A 22,622-nucleotide genomic window follows, 5' to 3' on the forward strand; every position below is an offset into this window, starting at 1 on the left:
CCTCCTTTTGTCTATTAAATTTGGCTGCGAACCTTTTTTAATTATTGACAAAAGGAGTTTTTTTATATACTCACCGCTTAAGCTACTCTGAACATACCTGCACAGCAGGTAGTATTCATTTATACAATAAAAAAGTGCGCAAAAGCGCACTTAAAAATTTCAAATTTTATTTTATTTTTAATATACTTTACCTTCTTCTTCTCCATTAAGCACTCTAAGCGCTCCTTGAGCTAATGCTAATAATTCATCCTCTCCTGGATAAACAGTTATATCGCTAATCCATTGAACTCTTTCCTTAATTGCATTAACAACTACAGGTGAATAAGCTATTCCACCAGTTAAAATTATTTGACTTACTTTTCCATTAAGAACAGTAGACATTTCTCCTATAGCCTTACATATTTGATAAATAAATGCCTCAAAGATTAATGAAGCATATTCATCACCTTCTTCTTTAGCCTTTAAAACATCTCTAGCATCATTAGTGTTAAGGTATGCAACATAACCACCCTTACCAACTATTTTGCTATATATTTCTGATTCAGTATACTTTCCACTAAAACATAACTTAACTAAGTCTCCAACAGGAACTGATCCTGATCTTTCTGGTGAAAATGGTCCATCTCCATCTAAAGTATTATTTACATCAATAACTAATCCATCTCTATGAGCAGCAACAGATACACCTCCACCCATATGAACTACAACAAGATTTAAATCCTCATATCTTTTTCCGCATTCCTTTGCATATCTCTTAGCAACTGCTTTTTGATTTAATGCATGGAAAATACTCCTTCTTGGAAGTTCAGGCATACCTGAAATTCTAGCTACATCTTGTAACTCATCTACAACAACTGGATCAACTATAAATGATCTTATTCCAACTTCCTTTGCAATCTCATTTGCTAATATTCCACCTAAATTAGATGCGTGTTGACCTGATACTCCAATTTTTAAATCTTCTAATAATTTATCAGTAACTTCATAAGTTCCTCCAGGAATAGGTCTAAGCATTCCACCTCTTCCAACTATTGCATCTAATGAGCTTACATCAATATTATTTTTCTTCAAAATATTCATTATAACATCTTTTCTAAAATTCTTTTGCTCAAAAATACTATCATATTTCGCTATTTCATCAGATGAATGTCTTAATGTTTCAACTAAAACTTCTTTTTCATCTGAATAAACACCTATTTTAGTAGATGTTGATCCTGGATTAATTATTAATAATTTATATGCCATAACTCTCAATACCCCCTAGTATTATTTTTTACCCTCTGAAACTAATGCTGCTAATGCAATAGAATTTACCTTTGTTTCGAAACTATCTGCTCTTGATGTTAAAATAACTGGAGCTGATGTTCCAACTAATATACCACCATTCTTTGTTGGTGCTGTATAAGTTAATGATTTATACATAACATTTGCAACATCTATATTAGGAAGTAATAATATATCAGCTTTACCTGCTACAGGACCAGTAACACCTTTATGATGTGCTGCTTCTTCTGATATTGCATTATCTAAAGCTAAAGGTCCATCAACTATACACCCTTTAATTTGACCTCTATCACTCATTTTAGATAATAATGCTGCATCTACTGTTGCTGGCATATCTGGATTTACTACCTCAACAGCACAAATTGGTGCAACTTTTGGATTTTCTATTCCACAAGCTTTTGCAACCATTACAGAGTTATTTATTATTTGAACTTTTTGTTTTAAATCTGGATAAGTATTAAAAGCTGCATCTGTTAATAATATTAATCTATCTATTCCTTCAATTTCGAATACAGATACATGGGACATTAACTTTCCTGTTCTAAGTCCAACTTCCTTATTTAATACACTTCTTAAAAATGTAGCTGTATCTACTAAACCTTTCATAACCATATCTGCTGCACCACTAGAAACTAATTCTATTGCTTTTAGTGCTGCCTTTTTAACATCTTCTTCATGAATTATTTCAAACTCTGTTAAATCCATGTCAATTTTTGTGGCTACTTCTTCAATTTTTGCTTTATCCCCCACTAGGATAGCATCTGCTATACCTTTATCCTTTGCTGCTTTAACTGCCTCTAAAACAGGCTCATCTTGTGCCACTGCTACAGCCAAAGTCTTTTTTTCTGCTACCTTTAACTTTGAAAGTAAATCATCAAAATTTTTACTCATACTACACCTCTCCTATTATAACCCTTTTAATAACCATATTAATTAAATATTTCAATATATTTTTATATAAAGAAATATTTACCTATAAACTATTTTATCAAAGTTTTTAATAAAAACCTAAATTTTCAGAAAATTTACGTTAATTTTTTAACTATTTCTATAAAATAAAAATAAAGAAAACCAATAATTTTTTATAACTACTGATTTTCGTTTAAATATATTTATTATATTTGTTTATATTTTTCTATAATTCTTTCTGCAACTTTAATTCCATCAACTGCCGCTGATACAATTCCACCTGCAAAACCGGCACCTTCTCCGCATGGATATAAACCACTTAATGATATACTCTCTAATCTCTCATTTCTCGTTATTTTAACTGGAGCTGAAGTTCTTGTTTCTATTCCTGTTAAGACAGCATCTTCTCTTCCATACCCTTTAATTTTTCTATCAAAATTATTAACTCCCTCTTTTATTCCTTCTACTACATATGAAGGTAAGCATTCCCTCATATCCGCAAATTCAAATCCCGGTTTATAACTTGGTGTTACTGCTCCTAATTTAGTTGATTTTCTATCATTAACAAAATCACCTAATAACTGAACTGGAGCTTTATAGTTTCCTCTACCAACTTTATATGCTAAAGATTCATAATGTCTTTGGAATTCCATTCCTCTTAAAACTGAAGTTCCTTCAAAATCTTCTGGACCAACAGTTACAACTAAAGCTGAATTCGAATTTTCCTCATTTCTTGCATGATAACTCATTCCATTAGAAACTAATCTTTTATCTTCAGATGCCGCAGCAACAACAACTCCGCCTGGACACATACAGAAAGAATATACACCTCTTCCTAAAGTCCTACTTTGATATGTTAAGTTATAACTAGCTGCTTGTAATCTTGGATGGCTAGCCATCTTACCATATTGACCTACATTTATCATCTCTTGTGGATGTTCAATTCTAACTCCAATAGCAAAAGCTTTTGGTTCCATGAATATTCCAATACTATTTAACATTTCATATGTATCTCTTGAACTATGTCCTAAAGCTAAAACAAGTGCTTCACATGGTATTTCATCACCATTTACTATTATACTCTTTACTTTTCCATCATTACTTTTTATGTATTCAAGCTTAGAAGAGAAACGAACCTCTCCTCCTAAAGCAATAATTTGCTTTCTTATGTTTTTAACTACATCTTTTAATATATCAGTTCCTACATGTGGCTTTGCTTCATATCTAATTTCTTCTGGAGCACCTGCTTTAACCAACTCTGCTAAAACATAATCACATTTTTTATCCTTAATTCTAGTAGTTAGCTTACCATCTGAAAATGATCCTGCTCCTCCTTCTCCAAATTGCACATTAGATTCTAAATTCAACTCTCCTGTTTTCCAAAACTTATCCACAGTCTCCGTTCTTTTATCAACATCTTCTCCACGTTCTATAACTAATGGTTTGTAGCCTTTTTGTGCTAACATTAGTGCAGCAAATAATCCTGCTGGTCCTAATCCTACAACTACTGGTCTATGATTTAATAGTTCATTACCTGGCTCAACATCTGGCTCATATTTTGAGTTATCTATTCTCACATCATTATCATGAACTCTATTTACTAATTTTTCTTCATCTTTATGTTCAATTTCGATTGCATATGTAAGTTTAATATTATCCTTATTTCTCGCATCTATACTTTCTCTAACTATTTTAAAGTTTTTAATTTCCTCTACAGAAATTCTAAGTTTCTTACTTGCTTTCTTTTTTAATAATTTTATATCATCATCTAACCCAAGACTTAGGTTGTTAATTCTTATAGTCATATAATCACCCTTAATAATATTATTTCTAGTTTTTAATATTGTATCACAAGATTAACATAGTTAATAGTTAAGGTTATTCATGTTTTAACTTAAGTATAAAAAGAAAAAAATAAAGTTAGCATAAGCCAACTTTATTTTTAACTATTGTTGCGATACTTCTTCTTGTACTTCATCTCCACTTGTAGTTACATCTTTTGTTACTGTAAGTTTTATTTCACTTATAGAATCTATATTTACATTATCTACGCCAACTAAATTTACAGTTGGTGCTTTAGAAAATTCACCATCTTCAGTATATTCAGATACATCTAATTCTGCAGTAAAGTTTGCTTCAGTAAGACTATTTAAAATATCCTCAAAACCTGAAACTGTTATTGTAACTTTATTATTATCAGGAACAATATTTATACCATCTTGTTTCCCTATCATTGAATAGTCAATAGTAAATTCTCTTGTTTGTACTTTTTCTACAACTATACTTACTGTTATAGAGCTTTCACCATTATGAATTAATATTCCATCTGGTATTCCTAATGCAACATCAATATTAGTACTATCTTTTATTTCTGAAAGATTTATAGTTTCTGTTCCAATTTCACTAATTGAATTTAATATAGATTCAGGCCCCGTTATTCCTATCTCTGTTATAGCTGAACTTATTGACTTTAATCTTAAACCACTTGCTAATGCTCCTGTAGTGTTTATCTTAATAGGAACTGTCTTACCTTCATTTATCTCTATAGTAGCCTCTGCCCACTTTTGAGATAATTGAACCCCTGTTACTTCTTTATCATTTTCATCTACAGGTATAACTATATAATCTTTAACAATAGTCTTTACAGCATTACTTTCTTGACCTTCTGCAACAACTTTTGTTACCTTATTTACTAAAGATTCTGGACCAGATACTATTATAGTTTCTGGACTAAATACAGGAGTTGCTACATAATAACTTGATTTAGAAATAACATCAATTTTAGATTTTACTGGAACCTCTTTTGTAGAATATGCCTCAGTATTTATTGTTATGGTTAAACCATTGCTATTTTTTATTTTAACTGTACTTGGGGCATTCTCTATATTTACTGCAATCTTATTTTCTCCATTTTTAAGTACAAATTCATTTAAATCCACACTTATAGTAAAATCACTCTTATCTATGCTAAATAGATCCTGACTACTACCTTCTATTTTTAGATTTACATAAAACTGTTGATTAGGGACTAATGCCAAGCCTGCATCTTTTAAACTATCAGCATTTTTAATTTCTACTGGCACTCTACTTAATTCATAAGATTTTATAGGATTTTCTATGTTAGTTACATAAATCCATAATCCTAGCGATAGTAAAAGACATACTAATTGAACAATTATTTTCTGTTTATTTTTCCAGTTATCCACGTTTTCACCTTCTTGCCAGCAGTTTTAACATTCTTTTCTTCTCTATGCTCCATTATTTTAAGTAAGATTGTTCTTAATCTATCTTTATCATAATTTCTAGTTAAACGTCCATTTATAGCTAAAGAAATAATTCCTGTTTCTTCAGATACTATAATAACAAGTGCATCTGATATTTCAGATAATCCTATTGCTGCCCTATGTCTAGTTCCTAATTTTTTATTAATTTCTTTATTATTAGTTAAAGGTAAAACACATCCTGATGCTAATATTTTATCTCTTCCTATTATTGTTGCCCCATCATGAAGTGGTGTATTTACAACAAATATATTTTCTAACAAATTTGAAGTTATTTTTGCCTCTAATATAGTTCCTGAAGATATTATTTCTCCAAGTCCTGTTCCCTGCTCAATTGCAATTAGTGCACCAGTTTTTGTCTCTGCTAAATTAGATACTGCATTTACAATTTCACTAACATAAATATTCCTCTGTTCCCTATCTTCAAAACCATGTTTATCTTCAAAAGCACTTCTACCCAAGTGCTCTAATGCTCTTCTTATCTCTGGTTGAAATATTATAACAACAGATATTATTCCAATAGTTAAAGTTTTGCTTAATATAAAATATAGCATACTTAAATTTAATATAGAACTAATTGGAATTAATATTATTATAAATGCTATTCCTTTTAATAGCTGTTCTGCTCTTGTTTCTTTAATAAGCATATATCCCTTATAAAATATAAATGCTACTACTAAAATATCAATAATAGCGGTAAGTGACATGCTCTTTAGTGAATTCATTATCATTGAAATAAAATTTTGCATTTAATCCACCACCATACATTTTCTAATTAAATTATACACCATTCTCATAATTGTTAAAATATTATAACTGTATTTTTATTCTTTTAAATTCTTTTATATTTTTTAATTTTAGATTTTTCTTTTTTTTTTATTTTCAATAACAAAATTAAACTTATTTAAGTATATTTTATTTTTCATAATAATATAAATTATAGAAAAAGTTTTTTTCATAATATTTAATATTGTAAGTTAACTTAAAGGATGTGATATATATGGAAAACATAAAAAAATCATTTTCTGAAAATAAAATCTTTGTTATAACACTATTAATTTGTGCAATAATAACTTCATCTATGATGTTATTATTACATAAACGCAATAATTCTATTTCTTATACTGCTGATAATAATGATATTGTTATTGAAGATACCGCCTTAAAAAATTTCGAACCTTACATTACTGAATTATCAGAAATAAATTTATCATTAAAAAAATGTATTAATGGTGTAACTATAAATAGTAAATCAGCATCTAGCATATTAAATGATAATTTGAAACAATTAAAGGAATTAAAAGAAAAGGTATCAGCCGTAGTAATAGCAAATAATAATACGCCTAACATAATTCCAAAACTAATTTCATGTATCGAAAGCACAGAAAACTTATACAGTTACTGCATTGATGTTCTATCTTATACTAGCAATTTATCTACATCTGAAATTACTTCTGAAATACTAATTCTAAAAGAAAGCTGTGAAAAAAGTTATGATGATTTATCTCCTTATGGCTTTTATTTAACCTTCCCAGAAGAAAGTGAAACCTTTTTAGATAATCTAATTGGCTACTTAAATACTTTGGAAAAATTAAATAAAGAAGAATCAATTAAAACAACTCAATACAATTCATATATTGAAAAATTGACTAAATGTAGCAACGAATTTTATGAAATATTAGATGATTTAGAACCTGCTATAAATTTAATAAGAAAAGAAAATAGATCTTTAGATGTAATTCTTAATGATATTAAAGAAAAAGAAAACACACTTGAAACTATAAAGAAAGATTTTAATTACTCTTCAATACCAGAAGGTTGTATGTCTTATTATAATAGCTTAAATAATACTTTTACTTTATATTCAACTTACTTAAATTCTTTAAAAGTTGCTGTTATATATGAGAAATCTTCACCTAGTTATGAGGAAAATAAAGAAACTATAGATAAAAACTACGATAATGCCTACTCTAAATATGATGATGTAAAAACTTCCTTCGAATCATTATTAAACTCTTTCTGATAATGTTTTGTATTATTTTAAATTTTCTGGGTAAAATATATCTCGATTGGGTTATTCCAAAAGGAGGTTTTTTTATGAAACTTGGAAAATTCTTATTTTGTATTATTCTAACCCTATCTCTTTCAGCACTTGACTTAAGCTTATCAAATTTATCTACTACTAAGGTAAGCGCAAGTACAAGAATAGAAAATAATTTATTAAATTTAGAAAATAACGGAAATAACTATATAAATTTATCTGATGAAGAATATGTAGAAGTTTTTAAAGATAACAATCAAATGCTTTATTTAACACAATCAGATATTTATTTAATGTCTCAAGTTGTATATGCTGAAAGTAAGGGTGAACCCTATGAGGGAAAAGTTGCTGTTGCATCAGTTATATTAAATAGGGCTCTTAATAATGGGTTTCCTGATACTATACAAGGTGTTATATTTCAACCAAAAGCTTTTTCTTGTATAGTTGATGGTAGTATTGATGTTCAACCAACTCAAGAATGCTTTGATGCTGTGTATGATGCATTAAGCGGTAATGATCCTACAGGAGATGCTGTATTTTTCTACAATCCAGATATAGCTACTTGTACTTGGATGCAAGGTGTTGAAAAACATAATATAGTATCTATAGGACAACATTTATTTTTTACATTATAATAAAAATTTAAGGGCTACCCCTTTAGGTAGCCCTTAAATTTTTATTCATATTTTTTATTGAAAAGTTGGTTTTATAACTGCTTTTCCGCCTTCAACAACAACTTTCCCTTTGGCAATTACCATATCGATATCTAAATTCTCTTTACTTACAATAACAAAATCTGCATCTCTTCCTGCTTCTATTTTCCCTTTATTATGTAACTTAAGAAATTCTGCAACATTGGACGTAATTACTTTTATGGCCTCTTCTATAGGTACATTATGCTCTTGTATGCTATCTTTTACCTCTCTATAAAGAGTTTTAACAGAACATATTCCAAGTCCAATTAATTTTCCATTACTATCAAACACTGGCATACTTCCATTTCCATCAGATGAAAATGTTATATGTTTAATGTCTACACCATTTTTTAATAAAAGGGCTAATCCTTCCCCAGCTCTTAACTCTCCTGGTTCTAAAAATTTAGGATCTGAACTTGTTGTTAAATCTATAAATCCACCCTTTTTAGCATATTCAAGACCAACTTCAAATAATTTATCACTTCTATTAATATGTGTAGGCAGTAATTGTGTTGGTGGAATTTCAGTTTCTTCTATAAGTTTAAATAAATATTCTAATCTTCTAGCACCATCTCCTAAATGAACATTAACTATTCCGGCTTTTCCTGATAATAATCCACCTACTCTGGCTTGTGCTACAGTGTTAACAAACTCTTGATATGATGCCTGTGAACTTCTATGATCTGACAATGCTATCTCTCCAACACCAATAACCTTATCCACCATCATAAAATCACCTTTTATACTTTCTGTAATTGTCTTTACCGGTATCTCATAGGAACCTGTATAACAATAAGATGTTATTCCTTCTTCCTCTAATCCCTTTGCTTTTGCAATAAGTGACCTCATGCTTCTACATACTCCATCAGTTCCTATACATCCTACAACTGTAGTAATACCTGCCTCAACTAATGAAATAACTGATATTTCTGGAGTTCTAGTTCTAAATCCACCTTCTCCTCCTCCACCAATAATATGCACATGACTATCTAAAAATCCTGGAAATAATATTTTATCTTTTCCATCTATTACTTTTATCTCTATAAAATCATTAGGTATATTTACATTATCATATATTCCTTCAATCTTATCACCTACAATAACAATATCTTTCTTTCCTAACCTTTCTGGTGCATATACATTTACATTTTTAATAACAGTAATCATTTTTAGCCTCCTTCAAATAGCCTAATTATATTATTTTTAAGGTCTACGCATAAAAAAATACTCCCAATATGGCTGCTATAACTATTACTAATATAGGGTGAACTTTTTTTGACAATAATATAACTCCAATTATCAAAGTTATTATTATACTTTTTAAATCTACATATGCTTCTTTTGCTAAATCTATAAATGCATATATTATAAGTGCAATAAGAACAGGTCTCATTCCTAATAAAGCTGCTTTAACAACTTTTGACTCTTTAAACTTACTTAATAACTTATTTATTATTGTTATTAATATAAAAGATGTTGTAATTACTCCTAAAGTAGCTATTATACTTCCTATTATTCCACCTACTTTATATCCAACAAATGTTGCTGAATTTATAGCTACTGGCCCTGGTGTCATCTGTGATATACCTATTATATCTGTAAACTCAGACATTGATATCCAAGTATTACTTTCTACTATTTCCTTTTGTATAAATGGTAGCATTGCATATCCCCCACCAAAACTAAAAGTTCCAATTTTTAAAAATGCTATAAATAATCTAATTAATAGTTCCATTAACTCACCTTTTCCCTTAAGAATATAGCTCCATATACCCCTGATATTACTACTACTAATACCGGATGAATATTAAAAAACATTAACGCTATTAATGCTATAATTATTGTTAATATTGTTCTAAGATTCTTTGATAAGCCCTTTAATAAGCTAATTGCACCTACTAATACAAGCATTGGAACTGCTGCAGTTATTCCTTGAAATGCTGCATTAATATAATAATTATTTCTAAACTGCATAAAAAATATAGCTATTATTAATATTATAAAAAATGATGGTAGTATAACTGCCATTAATGCAGTTATTGCTCCAAGTATCCCACTTATTTTATAACCTAAAAATATAGATGTATTTACTGCTAAAGCTCCCGGTAAACTTTGTGCAACTATTAAAATATCAACAAATTCTTCTTTACTTAACCAACCTTTATTATTAACTACCTCTTCTTCAATTAATGGAATCATTGCATATCCACCACCAAAAGTGAAAGCTCCAATCTTAAATATAGATATAAATAATTCTATTAACTTTTTCATGTAATCACCTCTTCACTTTCATCTACATTAAAATGTATTGCTTTTTAAAATATACTTTTAAGGTATTACTACTAATATAACAAATTATATAATTATTGGGAAATATTATGTGTAATTAGCAGTGAATTATCTAAACGAGATAAAGTAACTTATGATGAACTAAAAGCTCAAATTGCTTTAATGACTAAAAAATCCTTAGAGTTATTTGATCATATTTATGGTCAATCCAAATAAAATTTTTAATTGCTTCACTGTAAAATAACTATGTTAATACAAAAAAGAGAATTGCAAATGCAATTCTCTTTTTATATTATTCTTGTTCTAATATTATCTTCTTAGCAGATAAGATTGATGTAGCGCTCATTGAGAACTCATCTAATCCATATTCAACTAATGTAGGGATAGCAGCTTCATCTCCTGCCATTTCTCCACACATTCCAACCCACTTACCATGCTTGTGAGCTCCATCTATAGTCATCTTTATTAATCTTAATACAGCTGGGTGCATTGGATTATAAAGGTATGATACTTTTTCGCTCATTCTATCAGCAGCTAATGTGTATTGGATTAAGTCGTTAGTTCCGATTGAGAAGAAGTCAACATACTTAGCTAATTCATCAGCCATAACTGCTGCAGCTGGAATTTCAACCATGATACCCCATTGAGTTGTGTCTGAAGTCTTAATTCCTTCAGCATGTAATTCAGCTCTACATTCTTCAACGAATTCTTTAGCAGCTTGGAACTCTTCTAATCCAGAAATCATTGGGAACATAACGCATAGGTTTCCATATACAGAAGCTCTTAATAACGCTCTGATTTGAACCTTGAATATATCTTTTCTATCTAAACATAATCTTATAGCTCTGTAGCCTAAGAATGGATTCATTTCTTCTGGTAATGGTAAGTAAGGTAATACCTTATCTCCACCGATATCTAACGTTCTGATAACAACTTGCTTACCGTTAGCTTTTTCTAAAACAGTTTTGTAAGCTGTGAATTGTTCTTCTTCAGTTGGAGCTTGGTCTCTATCCATGTATAAGAATTCAGTTCTGAATAAACCTACACCGTCTCCACCGTTAGCTAAAACTTGATCTATATCTTCTGGCTTACCGATGTTACCGCAAACTTCAACTCTCTTACCTGATTTAGTTACAGTTTTAACTTCGATAAGTTTCTTTAATTCTTCTTGTTCTGCTGCAAACTTTTCTTTCTTAGCTTGATATTCAGCAATAACCTCTTCTGATGGGTTGATTATTGCAAATCCTTCAATACCATCAACGATTATTGAATCACCATTTTTAACTGATTTAGTTATGTCTCCTAAACCAACAACAGCTGGAATTTCTAATGTTCTAGCCATAATAGCTGAGTGAGAAGTTCTTCCTCCGATATCAGTTAAGAAACCAACAACCTTACTTCTATCTAATTGAGCTGTATCTGATGGAGTTAAATCATAAGCAACAACAACTGTATTTGTTTCAGTTATAGCAAATGCACTTCCACCTTTTCCTGCTAAGTTAGAGATGATTCTTTTAGAAACGTCTTTTATGTCAGCAGCTCTTTCTCTCATATATGCATCATCCATTGATTCAAATATCATAACGAATGTATCTGTTACATTTTGAACAGCTTTCATAGCATTTAAGCTTTCGCTTTCAACTGTCATTTCCATTTGACCTGTAAATTCTGGGTCATCTAATAAAGTTAAATGAGCTTCGAAAACAGCAGCTTCATGCTCACCAATTTCAGCTAAAGTTTTTTCTTTAATTGCTGTTAATTGTTCTTTTGATGCTTCTAAAGCAAGTGATAATTTTTCTTTTTCTGCAGCTACGTCACTAACTTTTGCGTCAGTTATAACTATTTCTTCATGTTCTTGAATGAATACTTTACCTATTGCATAACCTTTTGATGCAGCGATACCTTTTTTCATTTCAATTCTCCTCCTACACTTAAGCATAAATTTAGTACTGTTATTAATATTATTTATACATTACATCACACTTCTACAATATTATGTAAACTTCGTGATAAAATATAAACATTACATAAATATTTATGGATAGATTTTTTATTGTTTTAATCTATCTTATAGAAATTTTATACGAACAAAAAATATTATAACACATTTTTAAGAACGTTATCATTAAAATTTTTAAAATTTATATTTTTGTGGAAACTTTCTCATAAAAATATAAATTTTAAAAGTAAACACCCAAATATAAAATTTGAGTTTTTTAAAGGAAACTCGACTCCTTTCAGTCGCCGAGTAAATTCAAGCAACCAAATATAAAATTTGGGCTTTCATTTATAAATCATCAACTAAGACACTGGCTTTTGCATATGCTGTTGACTTAGCTTCAAAGAAGTCTGTTTTAACAGAGTTAGCATTAGCTAAGGAATCTACCCATGCAGCTGGGTTTTTATCATATCCTTCAAATAATGGTTCTAATCCTATTTCCTTTAGTCTTTTATTTCCTAAGAATTTAATATATGACTCAATTAAATTCTTATTAATTCCTTGAATATTTTCTCCTATAACATAATTTCCCCAGTTGATTTCATGTTCAACTCCAGTTTTCATCATAAGTCTTAATTCATTAACTAATTCATCAGTAAATACATCTGCCTCTTCCTTTTGAAGCTCTCTAATTAAGTTTCTAAATAACCAAAGATGTGTATTTTCATCTCTATTTATATAACGTATTTCTTGAGCTGATCCTGGCATCTTTCCATTTCTCTCAAGATTATAGAAAAACATAAAACCTGAGTAAAAATAAATTCCCTCTAATATAAAGTTTGCCATAATTGTTTTTATAAGATTTTCTTTGCTTGGATTTTCTAAAAATTTATTATATTGTTCACCAATAAACTTATTTCTTTCTAAAAGGATTTTATCATCCTTCCATTGATATAAGATTTCATTTCTTTTTTCTGGTGAACATATAGTATCAAGCATGTAACTATAACTTTGTGAATGCACGGCTTCTTGGAAAGCTTGAATAGTTAAACATAAATTAACTTCACTTGCTGTTATATAGCTATTTATATTACTTAAATTAGCTGTTTGTATTGAATCTAAAAATATTAAAAAAGATAAAATCTTATCATATGCCGTTCTCTCATACTCATTAAGCTTATTATAATCTTTTAAGTCTTGTGATAAATTTATTTCTTCTGGAATCCAGAAGTTATTCATGGCCTGCCTATACCAATCAGCAACCCAACCATATTTCATATTATTAAAGTCATTTAAGTTAGTAGTATTACCATTTATCATTCTCTTCTTACTAACTTCTATATCTCCATTTTCATTAAATAAAGGCTTTTTATTTACATTCATTATTATTCTCCCACTATTCAAATTTGACTATACCTAAGAGGTCCATTAAAATACTTAAACTATTTTTTAATTATTTTATATTCATCCTCTAAGGAACTTCAATTTATGCAGAACAACTTTCACACTCTTCTACTTCTAAAGATTTTGATCTAACATAATAAATTGATTTAACCCCACATTTATATGCAGTTATATATAAGTTCATTATTTGTCTCATAGTAAAATCTGTTGTTATATATAAATTAAATGACTGTCCTTGATCTATATGTCTTTGTCTTACTCCATTTATCTTTAAAGAAAGAGTTTGATCTGTATTATATGCAGAATTATAGAACCAGAAATTTTCCCAACTTAAATTAGGTGCTGTTTTAGGAACTATACTTCCCTTTTTTTCTTCTAACCAGAATCTTGCCATAACTGGATCTACACCTTCTGATGTTCCCGCTATTGTTGCTGTAGAGCCATTAGGTGCAACTGCAAACAGGTATCCATTTCTTAAACCATATTCTTTAATATCTTTTTGTAATTTAATCCACTCTTCTGAATTATAATCTCTTAACTTAAAGTAATCACCATTATCCCAATCTGAACCTCTAAAGCATGAATATTCTCCTTTTTCTTTTGCAATATTCATACTTGCTTTAATTGCATAATAATTAATTTTTTCATAAACCTTATCTGTAAATTCTAAATGTTTTTCATCATTCCAATGAATTTTATTATTTGCAAGCATATGATGATATCCACTAGTTCCAAGACCAATTGCTCTATATTTTTTATTAGTGACTTCAGCAAAAGGTACAGAATAATAATTTAAATCTATAACATTATCCATAGCTCTTATTTGAGTTTCAACTACATACTCTATCTCTTCATCACTATTTACATCTACATTTCCTAAAACAACAGATGATAAATTACAAACCACAAAATCTCCAGCTTTAGTCTTTTCTACGATAATAGTATCTCCATTTTCATCATACATAGTTGTTTCTTGAATATCCATTGGGCTCATATTTTGCATTATTTCAGTACAAAGATTTGAAGAGTATATCATTCCTTTATGTTTATTAGGATTCATTTTATTTACCGTATCTCTATAAAAAGCAAATGGAGTACCTGTTTCAGCTGCACTCTTTATTATTAATCTAACTATATCTTTAACAGACATAATTCTTTTATCTATTCTTTCATCATTAACACAATCGTAATATCTTTTTTCCCACTCTTCACCATAAAAATCTTCTAATGAATATCCCTTAATAGACTTTATTTCATGCGGACACATCATATACCAATTTGCATCTATATCCTCTTCTGCTAATCTCCAGAATAAATCTGGATAACAAAGACCTGGGAATATATCATGGGCTTTCTTTCTATCATCACCATTGTTAGTTCTTAATTGTAAAAATTCAGGTAACTCTTTATGCCATGCATCTAACCATATAGCAACTGATCCATTTCTAACACCTAACTGGTCAACAGCAACTGCTGTATCATTAAATAGCTTTATCCAAGGAATAACTCCTCCTGAAGCACCTTTAAATCCTCTTATTGCTGAACCCATTGCTCTTATTTTTCCTATGTAAATTCCCATTCCACCGCCAAACTTTGAAACTTCAGCAAAGTTATCTAATGATTTATATATTCCTTTTAAACTGTCTTCCACTGTATCAATAAAACATGAGCTTAATTGATAAAATGGCTTTCTTGCATTTGACATTGTAGGAGTAGCCATAGTTGCTTTAAGAGAACTTAAAACATCATAAAACCTCTTTGCCCACATAACTCTATCTTCTTGTTTTTCTGGAATTGCTAAGTGCATTGCTATTCCCATAAACATTTGTTGTGGAAGCTCAAGAGGTTTTCTATTATAATCTTGAATTAAATATCTTTTTGTTAGTAAGTCTATACCACTATAAGTAAATATAAAATCTCTTTCGGGCTTTATTTCATTTTCTAATTCTTCAATTTCAGCTTGAGTATAGCTTTCTAGAATATATTTCCCGTATAAATTTTTATCTGTCATCTCACTAATAAATTCATAAAAATTACTATAAGGTTTGACTTCTAAATTTATTCCTCTATTTCTTCTAACCTCATCATACAATCTATGTACATATAACTTAGATGCAACATATTGCCATTTAGGCTCTTGTTCAGTTGTTAACTCTAATGCGGCTTGGATTACAGAGTCTCTAATTCCTTCACTATCCATGGATTCTCTAATTATATTTTTACAGCTTTCAATAAGTTTTTCTTTTATATAAATCTCTTGTAAATCATCTATTCCATCAATTGCTTTTTGGCATATATTATCTAAATTAATCACTTTCATTCCTCCACCATATGTTGTACATGCTTATATTTCTCACACAATATATTGTTAATTATAATATTGCTATTTATTCTTGTAAAACAAAGTAGAAATCAAAATATCGAAAAAAAAATACTATTTCATTTAATTGCTATCTTTTTCTTTATTTATCTATGTATAATGATTATTTATAAAGAATAATTATCATATATAACTAATAAAATAATTATTTTGTTTTATTAAAAAGTAAGTTAATAAATCACTTAACATATTTTACTTTTTAATATATAATCTTTATGATAACTATAGATATGTCTATACAGAGGTAATATTATGAAAGATTTATTTAAAAGTAAAAGTTTTTATGTTGATGTTGTAGTAATTATAGTTGGCTGTTTCATCTCCTCTCTAGGAGTAAACTTATTCTTATCTAATGCTGGATTACTAGGTGGCGGAGTAACAGGTATAGGTCTTATCCTTCAATATCTATGGAATATTCCATCAGGTATTACTATATTTATACTTAATATACCTTTATTTCTTATAAGCTATAAATTTCTTAGTAAGAGATTTACTATCTATACTGCTATAGGAATGATTTCTTTTTCAACAGCACTAATGATAACTAAGCCTTTATCTTCATTAGTTCAAGTTGATGATACATTATTATATTGTATATATGGTGGTGTTTTAAGTGGAATTGGTTATGGTTTAGTGTTCTTCAGAAATGGTTCTATTGGAGGAACAGATATAATCACTATGGTTGTAAGAAAGAAATATTCTAATATTGATATAGGTAAAGCTGGATTTACAGTTAACTTAATTATAGTAACTATAGCTGCCTTTATTTTTGGTTTACCTAAAGCTTTATATACACTTATATCTATGTTTATTACAAGTACTATACTAGATAAGGTTTTAAGTGGTTTTACTAGCAAAAAACTTCTTCTTATTTTAACTGAAAAAGAAGAAGATATAATATCTTATGTCATTAAAGATATGAATCGTGGTATCACATCTCTTATGGCAGAAGGTGGATATACTCACAATCAAAAGAAACTTTTATATGTTGCAGTAACTACATCACAAATGATAAGTTTAAAAAATAAAATACTTAGAATTGATCCTAAAGCATTTATTACTATAATTGATGTTTCTGAAATTAAAGGGAAAGGATTCCAAAGTATTTAAGTTATTTTATAAATAATATATAAATTAAACAGTAAAATATAAACGTTCTAAATAAAAAAAGCGGATTACTCCGCTTTTTTTTATTTATTACTATTCAAATATTCATTTTTTCCTATTTCATATAAATTATTTCCTTCAGTATCAATAATAACAACTAAAGGCATATCTTTTACTTCTAATCTTCTTATAGCTTCAGACCCTAAATCATAATATGCAATTACTTTACATGAAGTTATACATTTACTAATTAAGGCTCCAGCCCCTCCTATTGCGCCAAAATAGACTGCTTTGTTTCTTTTAATTGCATCTATTACTTCTTCATTTCTAGCTCCTTTACCTATCATTCCTTTTAGTCCTAAGTCTAAAAGTCTAGGGGCATAGCTATCCATTCTATAGCTAGTTGTTGGTCCTGCTGATCCTATAACCTGTCCTTCTTTTTCTGGAGTAGGACCAACATAATATATAATTTCATCTTTCACATTTATAGGAAGCTCTTTTCCCTCATTTAATAGATTAATTAACCTACCATGAGCTGCATCTCTAGCTGTATATATAGTTCCTGTTAATAAAATACTATCTCCAGCTCTTAATCCTGTTGTAATATCTTTAGTTAAAGGCGTATTTATACTTTTAATCATCTCATATCCCCCTTATATTTCTCTTTCCTTATGCCTTGTAGCATGACAGTTAATATTAACTGCAACAGGCAATCCAGCAATATGAGTTGGATATGTTTCTATATTTAACCCTAAGGCAGTTGTTTTTCCACCAAAACCTTGTGGTCCTATTCCTAATTTATTTATAATTTCTAATAATTCCTCTTCTAAATCACTATAAAATTTCTCATCATTTCCTTTATTTAAAGGTCTAATCAAAGCCTTCTTAGCTAAATAAGCTGCTTTATCAAATGTACCTCCAATTCCAACCCCAATAACTATTGGAGGACATGGATTAGGTCCAGCTAACTTCACAGTTTCAATTATAAAGTCTTTTACTCCTTGTAATCCATCAGAAGGTTTAAGCATCTTTATCCTACTCATATTTTCAGAACCAAATCCTTTTGGTGCTACTGTAATCTTAATCTTATCACCTGGTACTATATCATAATAAATAATAGCAGGTGTATTATCCCTCGTATTAACTCTATTAATTGGATCCTTAACTACTGATTTTCTTAGAAAACCTTCTTCATATCCTCTCCTAACCCCTTCGTTAATAGCATCTTGTAATAATCCACCAACTATATGCACTTCTTGTCCAACTTCCACAAATACACATGCCATACCTGTATCTTGACATATTGGCATATCCTCTTCTTTAGCAATATTAGAATTTAATATTATTTGATCTAAAACATTTTCTGCTAAGGGCCATGTTTCATTTTCTTTAGCATTACATAAAGCTTCCTTTACATCACTTGATAAATAATAATTTGATTCTATACATAAATCTCTTACTGTACTAATAATTTCTGATATATGTATTTCTCTCATTTATAATCCCCCTTTTCACTTTTATAATTTTAGTTTATTATCTTATTATATTTTTTACAACAATAAGATAATAGATTACTTTATAAATTAAAAGCCGACCTAAGTCGGCTTTTAATTATTCTATTGCTATATAAATATTCTATCTATTTCCTAGGAAATTACTACGATTCTACATTCTTATTTATATCTCCATCAAAATACTTATCAATTCCATTTGATATTCCTTCAACTATTAAATTTTGATGCTCATCACTTTTTAATCTAGCTTCTTCATCTGGATTTGATAAAAAACCACATTCTACTAATATTGAAGCACCTTCATATTTATCTCTTAAAATTAAATATGCTTCAGCAGCTGGCTTTGCTACCCTTTTATTATTATCCTTAACAGATTCCTTTATTGAATCTTGAACTATGGTAGCTAAATTATAACTATTATCATTTGAAGCATACCATACTTGGGCACCATAACATTTACTTTGTGGAAACATATTTTGATGAATTGAAACAAATATATCACATTCTGTTTCTTTTTTCATTTCAACTCTTCTATTTAAATCTTCTCTTTTCTTTTCCCTAACAGTATTACCCTTTTGATAAAGACCTTCATCCTCATCTCTTGTCATATATACCTTATATCCCTTTTCTTCAAGATTATCTCTTAACTTTAATGAAATTTGTAAATTTATATCCTTTTCGATAGTTCCTGTTTTAGATTTAGCTCCACCGTCAATTCCTCCATGCCCAGGATCAATTAAAATGACTTTATCCGAATTATCACTAGCAAATGCATTAACTGGTACTATATAAGTAATAATAAGTAGACATGTAATAATAGCAACAATTACTTTTTTCATGACATATCCTCCATTATTTTAATATCACCTTTATTATGTTTAACTTTCAAGTTTATTATACTTATTATATTTGTTACTATTTATAAAGTTCAAAAAAAGAAGCCCTTTTGGGCTTCTTTTTATGCATTATTCTCAACAACTATTTCAGCTATATTTGTAGAATGATCTCCTATTCTCTCTAAATTACTTAGTAAGTCTAAGAATACTGCTCCTGCATAAGCATTACAAGTACCTTCATGTAGTCTTTTAATATGTAGGTCCCTATATCTCTTATGTTGCTTATCTATCTCTGCTTCAATATTAGTTATCTCATTTGCTTTAACTACATCTCTATCAGCATAACTATCAATTGATACATCTAATGCTTTTAGTGTAGTTTGATACATATTAGTTATTTCTTTAATAGCATCTTCACTATATTGTAATTTCTTATTTATTTTTTGAATAGTTAAATCAGCAAGGTTTTCAGCATGATCTCCTATTCTTTCTATGTCTGTTACTACATGGAATGTAGATGCTACTATATTCTTTTCCTTGTCTGATAATTCACATTTAGAAAGCTTAACTAAATATGTAGTTATACATTCTTCAAGATTATTAATTACTTCTTCATTTTGATAAACTTTCTCAGCTAAGTTTTCATCATTTTTCATAAATGCATCCATAGCTAATTCTAAACTTAATTTAGCTTTATTAGCCATTCTTATAGTTTCTTTCACTACTTGTCCAGCTGCAATTACTGGAGTTTCTAATAATCTATCATCAATATATTTAGGTCCTACCTTTTCATCATCTTCACCAGGTATTATTTTTTCTACAATTTTACATAATACCGGAATTAAAGGTACCATTATTAATGTATTAACTACATTAAATATTGTATGTGCATTAGCTATTTGTCTACTTACATCACCTGTAAAATACGAAACAAAATTACCTAAGAAACCTGGTATTATTATTGGTAAGAATATTATCGTACCAAAAACATTAAATATTAAATGTAACATTGCTGCTCTGTGTGCAGTTTTATTTGTACCTACTGTTGCAAGCATTGCTGTTATACAAGTACCAATATTACAACCCATAATTATTGGTAGTGCTTGGTTAATATTTAATGCTCCTGCAGTAGCTAATGCCACTAATATACCTGTAGTAGCTGATGAACTTTGTAATACTGCTGTAATTAAAGCCCCTGCTATTACTCCTAAGTACCAATGTTGTCCTACAGTTGTAAGTATATCTTGGAACATAGGTAATGTTGTTAATGGTTTCATTGCAGCACTCATCGTTCCCATACCAACGAATAGAATACCAAAACCTAATATTATATTACCTATTTCTCTTCTCTTCTTACCTTTTACAAACATCACCATCATAGCACCAACAAAAACAAAAACTGGCGCTATCTCATCTAATTTAAATGCAACTAATTGTGCTGTAATAGTTGTTCCTATATTAGCCCCCATTATAATTCCAGCTGCTTGTGCTAAATTCATTAATCCTGCATTAACAAATCCAACTACCATTACAGTTGTAGCGCTACTACTTTGAATAACCATAGTAACTACTGCACCTACAATTACTGCAATTACAGGATTTTTAGTTACCTTCTCTAGTATCTTCTTTAATCCCTCTCCTGCAGCATTTTCTAGACCATCACCCATTAGCTTCATTCCGTAGATAAATAGTCCTAATCCACCTAATAACTTGATTATTGTCATCAACGTATCCAAGATTTATTCTCCTTCACTCTTGTATATTTTATAAAACATTTACCTCGTTAAGTTTACAATAAAACTTAACATTTGTTAATATATTTGAACAATTTTTAACATAGATTTAATATGTTTTTTCCTTAAAATATGCTTTATGTTAATTAAATACATTTATTTAGATTAATTTCCACAAAAAAAAGCTTTGGAATAAATATTCCAAAGCTTTTGATACGTCTTTTTTTGCTTGAAAATCCAAACTATCTCTTAGAGAATTTGAAATAACTAATTAACTTACTTTAAGCCATATTTGTTAGTTATATGTTAGTTATTTATTTCACTCAATATATGTTAAGAAATTGCTATAAATAATATATAATAAAAAATTCCTTCATTATATATAATGAAATTTCATCAGTTTATTTTCAAATAAAAAAGGCTAGTAAGTAAGATTTTTGAACTGCCCCCTGTCAAGTAGACAGGGTAAATAATATAAAATTATACTGCTAAGGTGTAGCTTCTATATTCGATAGGAGCCATACCTTTTAGCTTCTTTTGCAACCTTTTTGTGTTATAAAATTTAATATATTCGTCTATAGCTTCTTCAAGGTCTTCAAAGGTAGAAAACTTTCTTAAATAGTACATTTCAGATTTTAAAGTACCCCAGAAAGCCTCCATAGGACCGTTATCAATGCACCTACCAACTCTAGACATGCTCTGTATTGCATTAATTTTATTTAGTTTATGCTTAAATTTTTTAGATGTATATTGAAATCCGCGATCACTATGAAATAGTGGCCTTGCGGTCGGATTAGCCTCAATAGCTTTATCCAAGGTATCAAAAACCAATTTATTATTGTTAGACTTACCAAGAACATAAGAAATAATGCTATTATCACCTATATCTAGTATTGCACTTAAATAGGCTTTACTTCCATTAGTTAATTTAAATTCGGTAACATCTGTCAGCCATTTTTCATTTGGACTATCAGCTACAAACTCTCTATTCAATATATTTTCAGCTGTAATTTGTGGAGTACTCTTAATGTATCTTTTCTTTTTTCTCCTAATTACAGCAGCAAGTTTTACGGATTTCATAAATCTATATATACGTTTATGATTATAGCTTGAGTTAAATATTTTATTAATATTTAACGTTATACGGCGATAGCCATAAATCCCCTTAACTTCAGAGTATAATTTAATAATCTCATCTAGAATAACCTTA

The 22,622-nt window shown here is 29.1% G+C and carries 19 protein-coding genes; 3 read left to right on the forward strand and 16 right to left on the reverse strand.

The annotated features are described in order from the left end of the window. Positions 1 to 177: 177 nt before the first annotated feature. From buk to cdaA, 5 genes are all read right to left on the reverse strand, one after another. On the reverse strand, positions 178 to 1,245 hold the full coding sequence (gene buk / locus EJJ37_RS17680; RefSeq protein ID WP_133016807.1) for a butyrate kinase: 1,068 nt from the start codon (positions 1,243 to 1,245) through the stop codon (positions 178 to 180). Positions 1,246 to 1,266: 21 nt separating this feature from the next. After that, positions 1,267 to 2,175 (reverse strand): phosphate butyryltransferase, encoded by a 909-nt coding sequence (gene ptb / locus EJJ37_RS17685; protein WP_133016808.1) that lies wholly within the window; start codon positions 2,173 to 2,175, stop codon positions 1,267 to 1,269. A gap of 224 nt (positions 2,176 to 2,399) precedes the next feature. Next, positions 2,400 to 3,998, reverse strand: a complete 1,599-nt coding sequence (locus EJJ37_RS17690; protein ID WP_133016809.1) for an NAD(P)/FAD-dependent oxidoreductase — start codon at positions 3,996 to 3,998, stop codon at positions 2,400 to 2,402. A gap of 141 nt (positions 3,999 to 4,139) precedes the next feature. Then, positions 4,140 to 5,399, reverse strand: a complete 1,260-nt coding sequence (locus EJJ37_RS17695; protein WP_133016810.1) for a CdaR family protein — start codon at positions 5,397 to 5,399, stop codon at positions 4,140 to 4,142. Continuing rightward, entirely contained in the window at positions 5,369 to 6,223 is an 855-nt protein-coding gene (cdaA, locus tag EJJ37_RS17700; RefSeq protein ID WP_133016811.1) for a diadenylate cyclase CdaA, read from the reverse strand. The genes EJJ37_RS17695 and cdaA overlap by 31 nt, the downstream gene beginning before the upstream one ends. Before the next feature lie 251 nt (positions 6,224 to 6,474). Here cdaA and EJJ37_RS17705 point away from each other — a divergent pair, with 251 nt between their 5' ends. After that, positions 6,475 to 7,497: a hypothetical protein gene (locus tag EJJ37_RS17705; protein ID WP_133016812.1), complete on the forward strand. Its 1,023-nt coding sequence runs from the start codon at positions 6,475 to 6,477 to the stop codon at positions 7,495 to 7,497. A 74-nt stretch (positions 7,498 to 7,571) separates the two neighbouring features. Next, positions 7,572 to 8,150 (forward strand): cell wall hydrolase, encoded by a 579-nt coding sequence (locus EJJ37_RS17710; protein WP_133016813.1) that lies wholly within the window; start codon positions 7,572 to 7,574, stop codon positions 8,148 to 8,150. Between the two features lie 54 nt (positions 8,151 to 8,204). Here EJJ37_RS17710 and iadA read toward each other — a convergent pair whose 3' ends face one another. From iadA to EJJ37_RS17740, 6 genes are all read right to left on the reverse strand, one after another. After that, on the reverse strand, positions 8,205 to 9,377 hold the full coding sequence (gene iadA, locus EJJ37_RS17715; protein WP_133016814.1) for a beta-aspartyl-peptidase: 1,173 nt from the start codon (positions 9,375 to 9,377) through the stop codon (positions 8,205 to 8,207). A 43-nt stretch (positions 9,378 to 9,420) separates the two neighbouring features. Beyond that, positions 9,421 to 9,945: a chromate transporter gene (locus EJJ37_RS17720; protein ID WP_133016815.1), complete on the reverse strand. Its 525-nt coding sequence runs from the start codon at positions 9,943 to 9,945 to the stop codon at positions 9,421 to 9,423. Further along, a complete protein-coding gene (locus EJJ37_RS17725; protein WP_133016816.1) occupies positions 9,945 to 10,481 on the reverse strand; it encodes a chromate transporter in 537 nt (178 codons plus the stop codon). The genes EJJ37_RS17720 and EJJ37_RS17725 overlap by 1 nt, the downstream gene beginning before the upstream one ends. 310 nt (positions 10,482 to 10,791) lie before the next feature. Next, positions 10,792 to 12,411 carry a phosphoenolpyruvate--protein phosphotransferase gene (gene ptsP, locus EJJ37_RS17730; protein WP_133016817.1) on the reverse strand — a complete coding sequence of 540 codons (1,620 nt, stop codon included), beginning with the start codon at positions 12,409 to 12,411 and terminating at the stop codon, positions 10,792 to 10,794. 375 nt (positions 12,412 to 12,786) lie between these two features. Next, on the reverse strand, positions 12,787 to 13,821 hold the full coding sequence (locus tag EJJ37_RS17735; protein ID WP_133016818.1) for a ribonucleotide-diphosphate reductase subunit beta: 1,035 nt from the start codon (positions 13,819 to 13,821) through the stop codon (positions 12,787 to 12,789). Between the two features lie 103 nt (positions 13,822 to 13,924). After that, positions 13,925 to 16,156: a ribonucleoside-diphosphate reductase subunit alpha gene (locus EJJ37_RS17740; protein ID WP_133016819.1), complete on the reverse strand. Its 2,232-nt coding sequence runs from the start codon at positions 16,154 to 16,156 to the stop codon at positions 13,925 to 13,927. Positions 16,157 to 16,474: 318 nt separating this feature from the next. Between EJJ37_RS17740 and EJJ37_RS17745 the strand changes: the two genes are divergently transcribed. Next, positions 16,475 to 17,332, forward strand: a complete 858-nt coding sequence (locus EJJ37_RS17745) for a YitT family protein (protein WP_133016820.1) — start codon at positions 16,475 to 16,477, stop codon at positions 17,330 to 17,332. An 80-nt stretch (positions 17,333 to 17,412) separates the two neighbouring features. Here EJJ37_RS17745 and EJJ37_RS17750 read toward each other — a convergent pair whose 3' ends face one another. The 5 genes from EJJ37_RS17750 to EJJ37_RS17770 all read right to left on the reverse strand — a co-directional run. Then, a complete protein-coding gene (locus EJJ37_RS17750; RefSeq protein ID WP_133016821.1) occupies positions 17,413 to 17,970 on the reverse strand; it encodes a Fe-S-containing hydro-lyase in 558 nt (185 codons plus the stop codon). A gap of 12 nt (positions 17,971 to 17,982) precedes the next feature. Further along, positions 17,983 to 18,825 carry a fumarate hydratase gene (locus EJJ37_RS17755; RefSeq protein ID WP_133016822.1) on the reverse strand — a complete coding sequence of 281 codons (843 nt, stop codon included), beginning with the start codon at positions 18,823 to 18,825 and terminating at the stop codon, positions 17,983 to 17,985. Positions 18,826 to 18,986: 161 nt separating this feature from the next. Continuing rightward, the gene (gene cwlD, locus EJJ37_RS17760) at positions 18,987 to 19,682 is read right to left on the reverse strand and encodes an N-acetylmuramoyl-L-alanine amidase CwlD (protein WP_133016823.1); all 696 of its coding nucleotides are present in this window, start codon (positions 19,680 to 19,682) and stop codon (positions 18,987 to 18,989) included. Between the two features lie 119 nt (positions 19,683 to 19,801). Continuing rightward, positions 19,802 to 21,415, reverse strand: coding sequence for a Na/Pi cotransporter family protein (locus tag EJJ37_RS17765; RefSeq protein WP_133016824.1), 1,614 nt, complete (start codon positions 21,413 to 21,415; stop codon positions 19,802 to 19,804). A gap of 477 nt (positions 21,416 to 21,892) precedes the next feature. Next, the coding region (locus EJJ37_RS17770; RefSeq protein ID WP_133016825.1) for an IS3 family transposase at positions 21,893 to 22,622 on the reverse strand (730 nt) is incomplete at its 5' end.

The organism is Clostridium cuniculi (genome assembly GCF_004353185.1).
Lineage (GTDB): Bacteria > Bacillota > Clostridia > Clostridiales > Clostridiaceae > Clostridium > Clostridium cuniculi.